Source organism: Allorhodopirellula heiligendammensis (genome assembly GCF_007860105.1).
GTDB lineage: Bacteria > Planctomycetota > Planctomycetia > Pirellulales > Pirellulaceae > Rhodopirellula > Rhodopirellula heiligendammensis.
In genome coordinates this window covers 1,327,908-1,342,117 of record NZ_SJPU01000002.1, presented here as the reverse complement: position 1 = coordinate 1,342,117, position 14,210 = coordinate 1,327,908, and the positions used below count along the sequence as shown (strand labels likewise).

Sequence of the window (14,210 nt, the reverse complement as noted above, 5' to 3'; positions counted from 1 at the left end):
TGCGGACCCTGGGGTGGGCAGCGGCAACGGCTAAGGTAGTTTCCTACATACCGTTGGCAATGCCGCCTCGCACTTCACCTTTTACAAAGACCGCACCGACGTGACCGACCTTTTACGTGTTTTCATCCTTGCCGTCGTCCAGGGGATCGCGGAGTTTCTGCCGATCAGCTCGTCAGGTCACCTCGTGATCCTCAACGATCTGCTGGGCGGACTCGATGAATCGGCGACGCTGGTAATCATCCTGCATGCCGGCACCCTCGGTTCGATTCTCGTCGTCTACTGGCGGCGGATCCTCGATTTGCTAACCCGCGATCGCCGGGTCATTGGGCTGATGGTGGTCGGTACAGTACCCGCTGTCGTGATTGGCCTGACGATCAAGAAAGGTTTTCCGTGGCTCACCGAGTCGCCCGCCGTCGCGGCACCGATGCTAATCTTGACGGGCATCTTGTTGCTGGGACTGGGCAAGCTTCCCAAACGCGCCCAACGCTACACCCAACTGAGTTGGATGGGCGCGTTCGTGGTGGGATGTTTCCAAGCCGTCGCGATTCTGCCCGGGATCAGCCGGAGTGGTTCGACGATATTCGCTGGACGTTTGCTGGGATTAAGCAAGGAGGACTCGGTTACGTTTTCGTTTCTGCTGGCGATTCCGGCAATATGCGGAGCGGTGACGCTGGCGATCAAAGATCTCGTTGACGGCAGCGAAGCGGCCAGCGAGCTGCCGCTGTTGACCCTACTCATCGGAGCTCTCGTGGCATTTCTCGTTGGAATCGCTGCCCTGAAATGGCTGATTCGCTGGAGCCAAGAGGATCGCCTGCACTGGTTTGCCTACTGGTGCATCCCCGTCGGCGCCGTCTTCACGCTCTATTATTGGGGTGGTCTCGGGGGCTAAATCGGGGCCGCCGGAGAGGATGAATCTGCAAAAGAGAAATAAAGAGGCACTTATCCCGACAGGGGGGAAGGGATAGTATGCTAAGGAACTCGTGATCGAATTTCTCGCCCATGAAACTTTATGGCTACGCCTCAACTGACAGAACGCCAACGGCATGTCTACGAGCTAATCCGCTCGCTGATCCAAGATCGTGGATATGGTCCGACAGTTCGCGAAATCGGGGAGCATTTTGGCATTAAAAGCCCCAACGGCGTGATGTGCCATCTTCGGGCGTTGGAAAAAAAGGGCTTGATCACGCGGAAAGCGAACAAGTCGCGGGCGATCGAGTTGACTGGCGAGCACGCCCGCAGTACCACCGCCCTGCCGCTGCTGGGTATCGTTTCGGAACATCCCGCCCCATTGAATCTGGATTCACCTCAAGTGATCGACTTGGGAAAGTCGCTCGCAACCGGCGACCGAGTTCTGGTTCAGGTCTCCGGTGGCGCCTTCGCGCAGCAGGGCATCTTGGACGGCGACTATCTCGTTGTCGAGCAAAACCGCGAAGGTCAGGAGGGCGACCTCGTGGTCTGCCAATTCCCTGGCGGCCACGTCGCACTGCGGACCTGGGACGATCGTCAAGTCGCTGACTCGCTCCTGGGGGTCGCCGTTTCGATGATTCGAGAGAAGATATAACAATATCAAAAGAACACGTCGTAGCCATGTTCGACTGAGCGTGGCCCCCATCCTCCGGGGAAGCAAGATGAGACGACAGCTCGATCGACGATTCAACGACACACGTGGACCGCTGCAGAACCCGGGCGTTGACATCCCGCTGGTCGGTGTGGCACTCGTCTTTATCCTGTGCCAATGGGTCGGGCCCCGCCCGCCGGACAGCCCACTGCGGCGCCAGAACCTGCCGCGAGGCCCCTTGATAAAGCTGAGTTTGAACGATGCCACCGCGAACGAGCTCGGATTGCTGCCCCAGATCGGCCCCAAGATGGCCCAGCGGATTATTCATTTCCGCAATTCGCGTTCACTGTTTCGTAACTGGGCTGAATTTGAGAGCATTTCAGGGGTGGGCCCAGCGACGATCCAGACGATTCAGCCCTACTGTGCCATCGTGCCCGTGACCGAGGATCTGGCCAGCAATCATTGACCAACCCGCCTGAGCGTTCTATCGTGCAGGGGACAGGCTGACGGCGGGTAGTCACGTATTTCGCCGACCAAGTCCTTCGACCCTGTGCCCCTTGGGCCGCGTCCTCCCCAGCCAAACGCGGGGCGTTGCTCACACGGTTTCAGAAATATTTTGCCCGCATCATTGATACTGGACGATTGAAATGGCGTTAGCCGAAGACAAGGTTCGCGAAGCTCTCAAGGAGGTGATCGACCCGGAATTGTATGTCAATATTGTGGACTTGGGATTGGTATACGTCGTTGCCGTGGGCGAAGAAAAGGAAGACGGTCGGCATGACGTGAACGTGGAAATGACGCTGACCAGCCCCATGTGTCCTGCAGGACCACAATTGGTCGCTGGAACGAAAGCCGCCGCAGAATCGCTCGCAGAAGTCGATGTCTGCGAAGTCAAAGTGGTGATGGAACCAGCCTGGTCGCCCGAATGCATGACCGAGGAAGCCCGCGACCACCTGGGCATCTTTTAAGGTGACAGATGCTTCTGCCGTGGGCGGGACAACATCGGGGGGCGGGGCGCAATGGGCGGCCGGGACGACATCGGGCGAGACCGACAGCCTACTGCGACACTCCCTTGAGTTTCGAGTGGCCTACCAAGAAACCGACGGTCAGCGACGGGTCCACCACGCAAATTACCTCAACTACTTTGAGCGTGGCCGAGTGGAAATGCTCCGCAGCATCGGCCACGATTACAAAGCCATCGAGGATAGTGGCCGCATGCTGGTAGTGACGGAGATGAATGTCCGCTATCACGCACCAGCAGATTTTGACGATCTCCTGACAGTTACCACAGAGGTGCTCGATGTCAGGAAAGTCCGCATGCGGCATCGCTACATGATCCATCGAGGCGACACCCTATTGGTCGAAGCAGTGTCGGTGATCGCATGCTTGGACGTCAACGGCAAGCCTGCGAGACTGCCGGACCTCAGTCCCACCTAGCCCGATGCGTAGTTTGGGACCATTGTCCCGAGCGCGCCGTATGGGCATGGTGAACCGAACAGATTGCTCGGACGGGACAGATTGCTCGGACGGGACAAGGGTCCCATCCTACGACGAGCAGTGTGTGATTGCTTCGATCAGCGAATCGACATGCTCTGTTTGATGCACAGCGGACAACGAGAGACGCAGTCTCGCCGTACCTTCGGGTACCGTCGGTGGCCGGATCGCTGGAACGTAAAACCCTCGCTCGGCGAGTCGCCTGCTCAGTTGAACGGCCCGCTCATCGCTACCGACGACCAAGGGCACGATCGGGATACCTGATTCGAGCTCGCTAAGTGCTGCTACGTCGCTGGGCGAGAACCAGGATTCGCGTTGAAGACGCTCGCGGGTGTAGCGTGCCAGCGAAGCGAGATGCGATCGCCGATCACCCCAGCCCCCCATCTGCTCGATCACTTCACACGCGCCCGCCGCAGTGACGGGAGCCAACGCGGTGCTGTAGATCAGCGTACGACAAAACTGAATTAGGTAATCAATCACCGTGCGCGGGCCGGTGACAAAACCGCCCTGATGCCCGACCGCTTTACTGAGCGTGCCGATGCGGATCGGGATTTTTTCTTGCAATCCAAGTGCTTCGCATAAACCGCTGCCCCGCTCACCCAGCACACCGGTTCCATGAGCCTCATCGATGAGCAGGGTGGCCTGGTACTGTTGGGCAATGGCGACGAGTTCAGGCAGCGGAGCCGCGTCGCCGTCCATGCTAAAAACACCATCGGTGACAATCCACACCTGTTCAAATTGACTTCGCTTTTGCGAGAGCAATGCACGAACAAAGCTTGCGTCTCGATGCGGATAAACCATTCGTTGCGCACGCGAGGACCGACAGCCATCGATCAACGAGGCATGATTGAGCTCATCGCTAAGAATCAAATCACCGGCGCGACAGAGCGTTGCCACCGCACCACAGCAGGCGGCATATCCCGATGGAAACACCACCGCCGCTTCGCTTCCCTCGGCCTGCGCAATCGCCGTTGCCAAGCGTTCATGCTGCGGCGTCCATCCGCAAACGAGGGCGCTCGCCGTGGCACCGCTGGGGAGTTCGCTCCTGGCGGCGACGCCAGAATCCGTCAATGCATCGGCGACGACGCCGAGATAATCGTTGCCGCCGAAATTGAGAAGCCGGGTGCCATCTTGTTGAATGAGAAACGGCCCAGCAATCCGCGAGGGCCGCAGCTGTCTGCGACGATTCTGCGCCGCAACTTGGTCGAGCGCAGCTGCGAAACCGGACAGCGGATCACCTCCGATAGGGATCACGCTTCGTCTTTTTTGCTGTAGTCGTCGAGCCGTCGATACAGGGTGCGCGGTCCGATCTTCAACATCTTTGCGGCCTGTTCGCGATTGTCCCCTGCGAGCTTGAGTGTTTCCTCGATTGCCCAGCGTTCGATTGTGGCGAGCGGTTGGCCAATCAGCGCCGACGGCCCCGTCGACAACGCCGCCGATGCCTGGGAATCATCATCACCGGCGACCTCATCGTCGGTTAATTCAGGGGGCAGGTCGTCGTCGTCGAGCGACCCGTCGGTATCCAATACCACCATCGTTTCGACAAAATTACGCAATTGGCGGATGTTGCCCGGCCAGTCATAGGCGTAAAACTTCTTCGTGACCGAGGGGGTGAACCGAGCTGTGGGCTTGGCATGTCGACGCAGGAACATCTTGCGAAAATGGTCCATCAACGCGATCACGTCATCGCGTCGCTCACGCAGGGCCGGCAACTCGATCGTGACCACCTTCAAGCGAAAATAAAGATCGTTTCGAAAGGTCCCCGCTTCGATCATTTCCTCAAGTGGACGATTCGTAGCCGAAATCAATCGCACGTTGACCTTGATCGTCTTGTTACCGCCGACCCGTGTGATCTGGTTTTCTTCGAGCACCCGCAGCAACTTGATTTGCGTGCTCATCGGCATATCGCCGACTTCGTCAAGGAACAGCGTGCCACCGTTGGCGTATTCGAACGCACCCTCCCGGTCGGAAACCGCGTCGGTGAACGAGCCTTTCACGTGGCCGAACAATTCACTTTCGACGAGGCTCTCGGACACCGCTCGCGTGTTCAACGCGACGATCCGCTTGTTTCGTCGCGGGCTGTTCTGGTGAATTGCTTGAGCCACCATCTCTTTGCCCGTCCCGCTCTCCCCGGTGATCAGCACGGTCGCATCGGTTGCGGCAATGCGTTTGAGTCGATCGATGACCGTCTGCATCTTCTGGCTGGTGTAGATGATCCCTTCGAACCCAAAACGTTCATCGAGTCGCTGCATCAGCTCCGTATTCTGGCGTCGCAGGGCGACTGTTTCAGCGGCCTTTTCAGCGATCGCCCGCAATCCCGAGGGCGTGATCGGCTTTTCAAGAAAACTGAACGCGCCTTTCTTCATCGCCTCGACGGCAATCGGCACGGTGGCATGGCCGGTCACCATCACGACTTCGCAGTCCGGCAGGCGTTCGCGTGCGAGCTTGAGAACTTTCATGCCGTCGATATCGTTCATCACCATGTCGGTAATCACGATATCAAACGTCTCCCGCTGGATCCAATCGGCGGCTTGGGGACCGCTCGTGGCCACTTCGCAGCGGTACCCCACCTTTTCCAGGCTCTCCGTCATCGCTCGAGCGTGGGCGGCTTCGTTGTCGACGACGAGGACTCGAAAGTCGCCACGATCCAGCGCGGGTGGGGCATCGGTTTCGGGATTCATCGAGCTACCAAGACGTCGTGCGAAAGAAAGGTGGTCAGCAGAGAACTGCCGAAAAACTTAACGCGCGACACCATCAACGGCTAGGGTTCATTCCCGGCCCAAACAACGATCTACTTTTTCAATTCCGGCTTGATTTTGTCGCGAAAGTTGTAGTTAAACTTACGCACTTTTTCGACGACAACGCGTTGGCAATAAGCGGCGTAAGGGTTACGCCGGAAGTAGTCCTGATGATACTCCTCGGCGGGATAAAACGTGGTGGCCGGCCCCACGGTCGTCACGATTGGATTGCGGAATCCCCCGTGCTTGTCGAGCTCTTTGATGTAGTCGACAGCAATCTTTTTCTGTTCTTCATCTTCGTAGAAAATCGCGCTGCGGTACTGGGTGCCAGTGTCAACCCCCTGGCGATTGAGCGTGGTGGGATCGTGGGTCTTGAAAAACACCTTCAACAGCTCCTGGTAAGATGTTTTGCTGGGGTCATAAAAGATCTGAGACGCCTCGGCATGCCCAGTCATTCCTGTACAAACTTGTTGATAGGTAGGATTGGGGATCTTACCGCCGATGTATCCCGACACCACGTCGGTGACACCGTCCATGCGTTCGAACACCGCTTCCGTGCACCAGAAACAACCACCCGCCAAAATCGCCACGGCTTGCTGGGGCGTTTCTGTGGTAGCAGCGGCCGATTTTGCTGTGGTTTCTTCGCCGTGCACACGAGTTGCCAGCGGCCAGGCAAAAACGGTTACCAGGAGGACTACCAGCTTCGTCATCAGGGGACGTGCGGGCGATATCATTTTAGGCGAGCGAGAACGGCGGGACATCAGGCGACTCCAATCGGACAGACCGGTTGTATGGGACTTCAGGTGGGCTATTTTACGCGACTGCTATCCCATCGGATCGAATCGGTTGCTCGATTTTCCTGTTTTTGCTGCTTTTTATTAACTTACTTGCCACGTGCCCTCGAAATATCGACATGCCTCACGATTATTTTGATCTCTGTCACACCGTGTCTGATGATGAGGTGGATGCACAGGCGCACGTGCACAACCTGCAGTATCTGCAGTGGACGCTCTGGGCGGCTCGCGACCACAACGCCGTGGGGGGGTGGGATGCTGCGGCAGCATTAGCAAAGGGGCTTGGATGGGTGGTCCGTGATCATCAAATCACGTATCGCGCGGCCGCGTTCGGGGGCGATGAAATCGTAGTCCGCACATGGATCAGTGACATCCGCCGTTACGCCTGCACGCGCAGTTACCAGATCTGTCGTCCTGCCGACAAACAGCTATTGTGCCGGGCGAGTACCCGCTGGGTATTCGTGGATTTGACCCAACACCGAGCCCTCGAAGTCCCCGCGGAGGCTGCGGCCGCAGTGCGGGTCCGCGCCACGCCACCACCGTTACCGTGGGAGTGAGCGATGCCTCCCGTTTACCTGCTGGTTTATCTGCGTGTCATTGGCGGCGCTGCGCTGCTGGCCTTCGGGGCGGCGTTGATGCCGAGTCACTGGATCGCAGAAATCTCTCTCTGGCTAGGCATCGAACCGTTTCCAGATTCACCGCTGACGTTTTATTTGGCGCGAAATCTGTCGTTGTTTTACGGCTACGTGGGGGTATTCCTGCTCGTGATCGCCGCAGATTTGCCGCGTTATCGCCCACTGATCCGGTGGGCCGCGATCGGAACGATGTCCTTCGGATTCCTCCAACTGATCGTCGACTCGATGGCGGGGTTGCCCGCTTGGTGGGCTGTTGGTGAAAGCGCCTGGACGTTTTTCGGCGGTGTGCTGATGGCATGGTTGGACGCCCGGACTTCAAAGGAGGCTGGTTCTTGAGTATTTTCTGCGCTCGCTACTCTTTCAATCTCCGTCAACAAAATTGTCGAACTCCATGCAACGCTCACTGATTCTGCTCAAACCCGATTGTGTCCAACGCCGCTTGATTGGCGAAGTCTTGTCCCGTTTCGAGGCCAAGGGATTACAAATCATCGGCTTGAAGATGCTGCAGGTCACCCCTGAATTGTCCCGCAAACACTACGCCGAACACGTTGAGAAGCCTTTTTATCAGTCGCTCGAAGACTTCATCACGTCGGCCCCGGTCGTAGCGGTCGCCTTGGAAGGACTCGAAGCGATTGGCGTCGTGCGGGAGATGCTCGGTGCCACCAATGGGCTTAAAGCCGCACCGGGGACACTGCGAGGCGATTTCAGCAGCAGCCGCCAAATGAACCTGGTCCACGCGAGCGACTCCGAAGCGTCCGCGGAACGCGAACTGGATCTGTACTTTCGCAGCGAAGAACTCTGCGACTATTCGCTCTGCCTCACCGGGTTCATGCGTACCGACGACGAGTGAAGCGAGCCTCGACCGAGGTTTCTTCTCCAGCCGGCGTCGTTGTGAGCGGGCAAATCGATTTCCAATCGGTTATGATTGGGCGGTTCACCATCACCTTTTCTCGGAACTACTCCATGCGAAATCGATACTCACGTCGCCGCCTTCGTATCTCACCGTCGTTCACCGCCGGACTTTCGGCGGCAGTGGTGTGTTCGATTGTTCTCTGCCCGCTGGCCCAGTGTCAAAACGCGGCGCCCATCGGTGCCGCAGGGGGCGTTGGTACCGCAGGTGGCGCTGGTGCCGCCGGAGGTTATGCCACGGGAGCACCCGCGAACGAGGTGACCAAGTTCAGCGGGACGCTCAAGGACGCTCGCGGAAATGTGATCATCGTCACGCGGGAAGACGGCACGGACTGCATGGTCCAGTTTCCCGATGACATCACACTGTTAAGCTTCACCGCCAAGGCAGTGCCGGCAGCACTCCAGCGGGGCACCCCGATTCGCTTTGCGATGGCGATCGGTCCCAATGGGGCGCCGATCAGTCCGGTTGAGAAAATCGAGATTTTCTCGCCGCTGGGCCCTGGCATGGTGCCTCGGAACCAAGCTGCGAGGTTCACCCCAGGCGTTCATCAAGCTGGCCGCCAACCACGGCAAGCGGGTGCGTCGATGGGCGGCAAAGTGGACGTGGTCGGCACGCTCATGATGGTCAACCCGCAAGGCGGCATCTCTGTTCAGGCCGGCGGAACTCCTGTCAACACCATGGTTACCCAAGACGTTGAAATCGAAGTTCAAGTAAACAATCTCTCGCTAGCTCAGGCTGGAGATGAGGTCGAGGTAGAGGGTTTCTACAATCCTCCCGATGAAACCAAAGTGAAGGCTCAGCGGATCAAGATCACGTCTGATCGAGTGATGGGCGAGACTCCCAACCCAGCCAATCGCAAAGAACGAAGAAAATCCAAGCAAGACGCCAAGACGGCCCCACCTCAGCAAGACCCGGCAGCGCCGGCCCCCGAAACCCCGTAGTATGGACTCGACTCGATGTTACTGACCCAGCTCATCCATCCTGAAATTTCCGCGATCCTGGCGGCAGCGGGACATCACAGCACGATCCTCATCGCCGATGGAAACTACCCCGCTCTCAATAAACGCGGGCCCCACGCCAAACTTGTCAGTATGAATCTAACGCCGGGCTTGATCACCTGCGACCAAGCCCTGAAGGCTTTGCTGACGGCGATTCCCATTGAAGCGGCGATGACCATGCAAACGGAAACCGAGGGCCCGTACGCGCTCGATGGTGATCCGCCAGTATGGCACGATTACCGTGCCTCGTTTGCCGCAGCGGGATCCAAAGTCCAACTCCAACCGCTCGAAAAGTGGGCCTTCTACGATCACGTCATCACGGCTGATCATGTGCTCACCATTCAAACCGGCGACCAGCAACGCTACGCCAATTTGCTGCTTAGCGTCGGCGTGCGAATGGATGAGTAGCCGAGTCTCTCCGAGACTCGAATCAGAACCTTAAAAATTGAGCATCCAACTCAGCGTCTCGGAGACATTGATTTATCTAGAAGCCTGTCGTCCATTGAATAGCGTCTCGGAGAGACGCTGCTACTCACACGCCCAGCCACCAGGCCCCCAGCGAGATCCAGATCGGGATCAGCACGAGCCCGGCCAACGAAGTCGACAACACCACGCGCAGGGCGGTGGCGGTATCGCCGTGATAAAGTCTGGTCAGGACGATCGGAAAGACCGCCGACGACATCGCCGCTTGCAATATTAAAACGTGCTTCATATCGGTTTGGGTCGCCCAGACACTGGCCACCCCCAGCATGATCACCGGCATCAAAAGTTGGCGAAAGCCAATCGATAATAGGATTACGGGAGTGGCACCTGTCCACTGCGCCGCACGTAGAAAATCAATGATAATCGCGCCACTGAGCAACAGTCCCATAGGGATCGACGCGCCAGCTAGCAGATGAATGGATTTCATGAGTGACGGCGGGATCATCGCGTCCCAGTTGAGCGAGCGAATCGACAACGCAATGACGACTGCAATCAACGGCGCACTCGTGAGCGCCGGGAGGATCTTGCCAAACAGTCCCAAACGCGGAAAGCTGCTTCTCATGGGAGCGTTTTGCTCGCCACCAGCTGCACCCGCGGCCGACCGAGTGCCGCCCGAAATGATCGCAATGCCGACACTCCACAGCGCGAGATCGACGCCCACATTGTGCAGAATGAGTTCCACCTCGGCACTCGGATAGAAAATCTGCGAAAGTGGCAGCGGGATGTAGCCGTAGTTGGCGATGCCCGCACAAATCGCAAAGGCCCGCTGCTGAGCATCCGTTTTCAGCCCCACCCAAGGCCCGGCAGCGCGAGCGATCAGCCATGCCAATAGAAGTCCACCGGTGGTGAAGCCGAACCCGAACAGCGGCGGCACCCACGCCGTCGACAAGGCGTCGAGAGTCTCATCATTGAGGATACGGTCGAGGAAGAGTGCCGGCATCAGCACATTGGCGGTGATCTTGGCCAGTGAAAAGTCGGCTTCACGGGACAGCCATTTCTGCGATCGGCAAAAAGCTCCGATGCCAATGATCAGAAACACCCCCAGCACACTGCCGACGATCTGGGTAAATTGCACCCAAAACGGCGCATGAGCAATATCGGAGACGGCCAGGACACTGCTCGGCCCCAATGTCATGCCATTAAGCAATGTCATGCCAGTAAGCAGCGTCATGCCAGCATGCAGTCCTGCAACAACAGTTGCCACTCGGTCCACTGAATTTGTTGCAGGCGAGCCATTCGATCTGCATCGCGTCTCTTGCAGGCCGTCTCGACCGCGTTGATGAATCGATATGGATCGCCGTAGTCGTCTGCGTACCTGCCTGCCAGATCGTTGACAACGGGATGAGACCCAACGCGGCGAAACCAATAGCCGGCATTGGAATAATCACCCTCACGGCGGTGCATGATCCCATGCCAAAAGCTCCCCGCCGCAGACGAATCGTCTTGGCTGATCGTGTGACTGCGGTCCAGATCCCCCGCGAGCAGCCACAGCCCAGAGAGCGCCAGCGATGGTAGCGGTGAATCGTCTTCGCCGCCCGACGATACCTGCAGTGTCGTGGGTTTCTGGAGGACATCCGCTAAAGCCGTCACATGCGGTCCAGCTGCGAGACTCGGCAGCGGCGTCTCGGTGATTGCGTCGCGAAGTCTCGAGGGCAGTCGATCGAAGGTTGGAGCGAAAAACGCGTCGATACTAGGCATGAGTAGAGGGGGGGCTGAAAGTACCTTGGGATCATTGTCCCGAGCGTGAAAACGAGGCTCGGACGGGACAATGGTCTCATCCAACGCTCATTTAAACCTGGGATTCACCGAAGGCTACCGGTTGAGCGTTCGGATTGCTAGACTGCAGGCTCAAGGACCCTTGTTTCATAACCCCGCTCCTGCTTGCCGACGCCGAATCATGTCAGTGACCGAGAATCCGGACTCCAATCCGCCTTCCGCTTCCCCCGACCCATCCGCCAACGCTGCCGAGGCACCTGCGGAAACCTCTCCGCCCAATACGGCGCCGCCGAGCGAGGGTGCAGAGAACTCGGCTCAACCTGCGGAGAGTTCTGCGGCACCTACCGAGAGTCCTGCGCAACCCACACCCAACCCCGTAGCGGCGAAGAAATCCAAGGCACCGCTGCCACGCATCGGCAGTGGCCCACTCGCTGCGCGGGGACTTGGCGTTGCCAAGCCACAATCGCCCGCAGCAGTTTCGACCGAGGATCTCGAGAAAGCCAAACCGAAATCGGGCGGTAAATCCGGCGGCGGGCAAAAGAAGCAAGCGCCCCGCCCTCGCTTGGCTGGCGAAACGGACGAGGACGTCACGAGCACCCGCAAAGTCGAAGCCCCCAAGCCCGGCAAGGTCAGCGTGCCAAACATTCGGCATGGTTTGTCCGATGACTTGCAAGCCGAGCTGGATGCCTCGCTGGCCGATTCCGACCTGGATTCGTTCTACGGTGGCACCGCCGGTCTACCCGATCGCCGCGGATCGCTTGAGGAAGGCGCACGCGTCCAAGCCACCGTCTTGAAGATCAAAGAAGACACCGTGTTCGTGTCACTCGGCGGGCCCGACGAGGGCACCGTCCCTTTCGAGCAGTTCACCGAAGCGGAACCGGCGCCGGGCAGCGTCGTCGAGGTGCTCGTCCGTGGCTTCAGCCGCGAAGACGGCCTGTACTCCTGCACCTTGCCAGGATCGGCGATCGAAGTCAGCGACTGGGACGATATCGACGAGGGCTCCGTCGTCGAAGCACTTGTGACCGGACACAATACCGGTGGGCTGGAGTGCCAAGTGGGCTCGATCAAGGCGTTCATGCCGATCAGCCAAGTCACCGAGTACCGCGTCGAAGACCTGTCGGAATTTGTCGATCAGAAGATGGTCTGCTTGGTCAATGAAGCCAATGCACGACGTGGCAACCTCGTCATCAGCCGGCGAGCGATCCTCGAACGTGAGCGTGAATCCAAGCGTCAAGAACAACTCGAAAAGATCGAAGCGGGCGATATCCTCGAGGGCATCGTGCGGAGCGTTCGCGATTTCGGCGCATTCGTCGACCTCGGCGGACTCGATGGTCTGATTCACGTCAGCAAGTTGAGCTGGGACCGCGTCAAGCACCCCAGCGACGTGATCAAGGAAGGCCAGAAAGTGAAGGTCAAAGTCGACAAGATCGACAAGCAAACTGGCAAGATCGGTTTGTCATACCGCGACCTGCTCGAAAATCCATGGGATACCGCCGAGAGTGAATTCGCCGTCGGTTCGTTGCATTCGGGTACCGTGACCAAGACCGCTGATTTCGGTTGCTTCGTGCGTTTGGCCGCAGGCGTTGAAGGCCTCGTCCACATCAGTGAACTGGCCAACCACCGGGTGTCCAAAGTCAGCAGCGTGGTGAATGCGGGCGACACTGTCGAAGTCAAAATCCTCAGTTTCGATCGCGACGCGCAGAAGATTGGTCTGTCGATCAAAGCCGCCCTGGCCGCCAACGAGCCGGTTGCCACCAAAGCGGAAGAGGAAGTCGACGAACCACCGCGTGACGTCGCCATCCAACCGCAACACAGCGGCCCGCTCAAAGGCGGCAACAATCGCGACACCGGTGGCGAGCGTTTCGGACTGCGTTGGTAGGTGATCAGCACCGGTGCGATTTTTGTTCCTAGGCGATGTCGTCGGTAAACCGGGCTACTCGGCGGTGCTCGATCGCGCCGTCGGATTGAAAGAACAGCATCGACTCGATGCCCTCGTGATCAATGCTGAGAACGCAGCGGATGGCTCGGGATTGATGCCCCGTCAGTATCGACGCCTGATCGAATCGGGCGTCGACGCGATCACGATGGGCGATCACCTCTACCGTCGCGCCGAAATCATTCCGGTGCTGGAGAAGAGTCAGCGGATCGTCAAACCAGCAAACTATCCCACCGATGCGTCGGGACGTACGTGGGTGATCGTGCCCACACCAGCCGGACGCCTGGGCGTGATCTCGATCCTCGGCCGCGTTTTCATGCGACCAGTGGATTGCCCCTTTACCGCCATCGATCGGGCATTGGAGGATATGGCCGGGCAAACCGATGCGATTCTCGTCGATGTCCATGCCGAGGCGACCTCTGACAAACAGACCATCGCCCGCTACCTCGACGGCCGGGTCACCGCGGTACTGGGAACCCATACCCACGTCCCCACCGCCGATGCCCACGTGATGGCCGGCGGCACAGCGATGCAGTGCGACGTGGGCATGTGTGGTCCCTACGACAGCATCATCGGGCGCGACGTGGGACGCGTCACCAAAACCACGATGACGTTCGAGCCCTGTCACTTTCACGTCGCCACCCGTGACGTGAGGCTCTGTGGCGCAATCGTTGAGTCCAACGAGGACGGCCTGGCGATTTCAATCGAACGATTTGAAGAATCGATCGATCGAAGCTGAGTTTGAGGGTAGTGGATCTTGCGAAAGATCCTCCTGGCTGCAGGATCGTTCGCAAGATCCACTACCGCCAACATGAATTCTTTGCTGTAACAAATCGCATCGTCAATGATCCAATCCCGATCCAGCAGGACGCAGTTGGGTCTGCACAAGGACTATCTCGTGACAGAATAGGGGTGCAGTCGATCTGGTAGCAGCGAGCCGAAAACCTT

The 14,210-nt window shown here is 58.4% G+C and carries 17 protein-coding genes; 12 read left to right on the top strand and 5 right to left on the bottom strand.

Annotated elements, in window-relative coordinates; all coding sequences use genetic code 11:
* Positions 1–100: 100 nt before the first annotated feature.
* From Poly21_RS15410 to Poly21_RS15390, 5 genes are all read left to right on the top strand, one after another.
* Positions 101–889: an undecaprenyl-diphosphate phosphatase gene (locus Poly21_RS15410; protein WP_146407832.1), complete on the top strand. Its 789-nt coding sequence runs from the start codon at positions 101–103 to the stop codon at positions 887–889.
* A gap of 120 nt (positions 890–1,009) precedes the next feature.
* Positions 1,010–1,561, top strand: a complete 552-nt coding sequence (gene lexA / locus Poly21_RS15405; protein WP_146407831.1) for a transcriptional repressor LexA — start codon at positions 1,010–1,012, stop codon at positions 1,559–1,561.
* A 67-nt stretch (positions 1,562–1,628) separates the two neighbouring features.
* The gene (locus Poly21_RS15400; RefSeq protein WP_146407830.1) at positions 1,629–2,024 is read left to right on the top strand and encodes a ComEA family DNA-binding protein; all 396 of its coding nucleotides are present in this window, start codon (positions 1,629–1,631) and stop codon (positions 2,022–2,024) included.
* 181 nt (positions 2,025–2,205) lie between these two features.
* On the top strand, positions 2,206–2,526 hold the full coding sequence (locus Poly21_RS15395; protein ID WP_146407829.1) for a metal-sulfur cluster assembly factor: 321 nt from the start codon (positions 2,206–2,208) through the stop codon (positions 2,524–2,526).
* 91 nt (positions 2,527–2,617) lie between these two features.
* Positions 2,618–2,995, top strand: a complete 378-nt coding sequence (locus Poly21_RS15390) for an acyl-CoA thioesterase (RefSeq protein WP_302119783.1) — start codon at positions 2,618–2,620, stop codon at positions 2,993–2,995.
* 108 nt (positions 2,996–3,103) lie between these two features.
* Here the strand turns inward: Poly21_RS15390 and Poly21_RS15385 are convergent, their stop codons facing one another.
* The 3 genes from Poly21_RS15385 to msrA all read right to left on the bottom strand — a co-directional run bounded on the left by Poly21_RS15385 (position 3,104) and on the right by msrA (position 6,551).
* Positions 3,104–4,306, bottom strand: coding sequence for an aminotransferase class I/II-fold pyridoxal phosphate-dependent enzyme (locus tag Poly21_RS15385; RefSeq protein WP_302119059.1), 1,203 nt, complete (start codon positions 4,304–4,306; stop codon positions 3,104–3,106).
* Positions 4,303–5,733 (bottom strand): sigma-54-dependent transcriptional regulator, encoded by a 1,431-nt coding sequence (locus Poly21_RS15380; protein WP_146407828.1) that lies wholly within the window; start codon positions 5,731–5,733, stop codon positions 4,303–4,305. The genes Poly21_RS15385 and Poly21_RS15380 overlap by 4 nt, the downstream gene beginning before the upstream one ends.
* Positions 5,734–5,843: 110 nt before the next feature.
* Positions 5,844–6,551, bottom strand: a complete 708-nt coding sequence (msrA, locus tag Poly21_RS15375) for a peptide-methionine (S)-S-oxide reductase MsrA (protein ID WP_302119057.1) — start codon at positions 6,549–6,551, stop codon at positions 5,844–5,846.
* Between the two features lie 152 nt (positions 6,552–6,703).
* Between msrA and Poly21_RS15370 the strand changes: the two genes are divergently transcribed.
* The 5 genes from Poly21_RS15370 to Poly21_RS15350 all read left to right on the top strand — a co-directional run bounded on the left by Poly21_RS15370 (position 6,704) and on the right by Poly21_RS15350 (position 9,535).
* Complete coding sequence (locus Poly21_RS15370) at positions 6,704–7,141, top strand: acyl-CoA thioesterase (protein WP_146407827.1); 438 nt, start codon at positions 6,704–6,706, stop codon at positions 7,139–7,141.
* Positions 7,142–7,144: 3 nt separating this feature from the next.
* Positions 7,145–7,555, top strand: coding sequence for a hypothetical protein (locus Poly21_RS15365; protein WP_146407826.1), 411 nt, complete (start codon positions 7,145–7,147; stop codon positions 7,553–7,555).
* A 55-nt stretch (positions 7,556–7,610) separates the two neighbouring features.
* Positions 7,611–8,069, top strand: a complete 459-nt coding sequence (ndk, locus tag Poly21_RS15360; RefSeq protein ID WP_146407825.1) for a nucleoside-diphosphate kinase — start codon at positions 7,611–7,613, stop codon at positions 8,067–8,069.
* 113 nt (positions 8,070–8,182) lie between these two features.
* Positions 8,183–9,070, top strand: coding sequence for a hypothetical protein (locus Poly21_RS15355; protein ID WP_146407824.1), 888 nt, complete (start codon positions 8,183–8,185; stop codon positions 9,068–9,070).
* 15 nt (positions 9,071–9,085) lie between these two features.
* A complete protein-coding gene (locus Poly21_RS15350; protein WP_146407823.1) occupies positions 9,086–9,535 on the top strand; it encodes an RbsD/FucU family protein in 450 nt (149 codons plus the stop codon).
* A gap of 124 nt (positions 9,536–9,659) precedes the next feature.
* On the opposite strand, the gene Poly21_RS15345 is transcribed toward Poly21_RS15350, so the two are convergent.
* Together Poly21_RS15345 and Poly21_RS15340 are read right to left on the bottom strand one after the other, a co-directional pair.
* On the bottom strand, positions 9,660–10,814 hold the full coding sequence (locus tag Poly21_RS15345) for an AEC family transporter (RefSeq protein WP_302119052.1): 1,155 nt from the start codon (positions 10,812–10,814) through the stop codon (positions 9,660–9,662).
* Positions 10,778–11,308, bottom strand: coding sequence for a hypothetical protein (locus Poly21_RS15340; protein WP_146407822.1), 531 nt, complete (start codon positions 11,306–11,308; stop codon positions 10,778–10,780). Before Poly21_RS15340 ends, Poly21_RS15345 begins: the two co-directional genes overlap by 37 nt.
* Positions 11,309–11,507: 199 nt before the next feature.
* Here Poly21_RS15340 and Poly21_RS15335 point away from each other — a divergent pair, with 199 nt between their 5' ends.
* Together Poly21_RS15335 and Poly21_RS15330 are read left to right on the top strand one after the other, a co-directional pair.
* The gene (locus tag Poly21_RS15335) at positions 11,508–13,205 is read left to right on the top strand and encodes a S1 RNA-binding domain-containing protein (RefSeq protein ID WP_146408727.1); all 1,698 of its coding nucleotides are present in this window, start codon (positions 11,508–11,510) and stop codon (positions 13,203–13,205) included.
* A 13-nt stretch (positions 13,206–13,218) separates the two neighbouring features.
* Positions 13,219–14,001 (top strand): TIGR00282 family metallophosphoesterase, encoded by a 783-nt coding sequence (locus Poly21_RS15330; protein ID WP_146407821.1) that lies wholly within the window; start codon positions 13,219–13,221, stop codon positions 13,999–14,001.
* The last annotated feature ends 209 nt before the right edge of the window (positions 14,002–14,210 follow it).

What these genes read in the sequence shown, in the direction of transcription:
- lexA (WP_146407831.1), top strand. Translation starts at nt 1,010, where the DNA reads ATGGCTACGCCTCAACTGACAGAACGCCAACGGCATGTCTACGAGCTA.
- Poly21_RS15350 (WP_146407823.1), top strand. Translation starts at nt 9,086, where the DNA reads ATGTTACTGACCCAGCTCATCCATCCTGAAATTTCCGCGATCCTGGCG.
- Poly21_RS15355 (WP_146407824.1), top strand. Translation starts at nt 8,183, where the DNA reads ATGCGAAATCGATACTCACGTCGCCGCCTTCGTATCTCACCGTCGTTC.
- Poly21_RS15365 (WP_146407826.1), top strand. Translation starts at nt 7,145, where the DNA reads ATGCCTCCCGTTTACCTGCTGGTTTATCTGCGTGTCATTGGCGGCGCT.
- Poly21_RS15395 (WP_146407829.1), top strand. Translation starts at nt 2,206, where the DNA reads ATGGCGTTAGCCGAAGACAAGGTTCGCGAAGCTCTCAAGGAGGTGATC.
- Poly21_RS15380 (WP_146407828.1), bottom strand. Translation starts at nt 5,733, where the DNA reads ATGAATCCCGAAACCGATGCCCCACCCGCGCTGGATCGTGGCGACTTT.
- msrA (WP_302119057.1), bottom strand. Translation starts at nt 6,551, where the DNA reads ATGTCCCGCCGTTCTCGCTCGCCTAAAATGATATCGCCCGCACGTCCC.
- Poly21_RS15370 (WP_146407827.1), top strand. Translation starts at nt 6,704, where the DNA reads ATGCCTCACGATTATTTTGATCTCTGTCACACCGTGTCTGATGATGAG.
- Poly21_RS15335 (WP_146408727.1), top strand. Translation starts at nt 11,508, where the DNA reads ATGTCAGTGACCGAGAATCCGGACTCCAATCCGCCTTCCGCTTCCCCC.
- Poly21_RS15400 (WP_146407830.1), top strand. Translation starts at nt 1,629, where the DNA reads ATGAGACGACAGCTCGATCGACGATTCAACGACACACGTGGACCGCTG.
- Poly21_RS15340 (WP_146407822.1), bottom strand. Translation starts at nt 11,308, where the DNA reads ATGCCTAGTATCGACGCGTTTTTCGCTCCAACCTTCGATCGACTGCCC.
- ndk (WP_146407825.1), top strand. Translation starts at nt 7,611, where the DNA reads ATGCAACGCTCACTGATTCTGCTCAAACCCGATTGTGTCCAACGCCGC.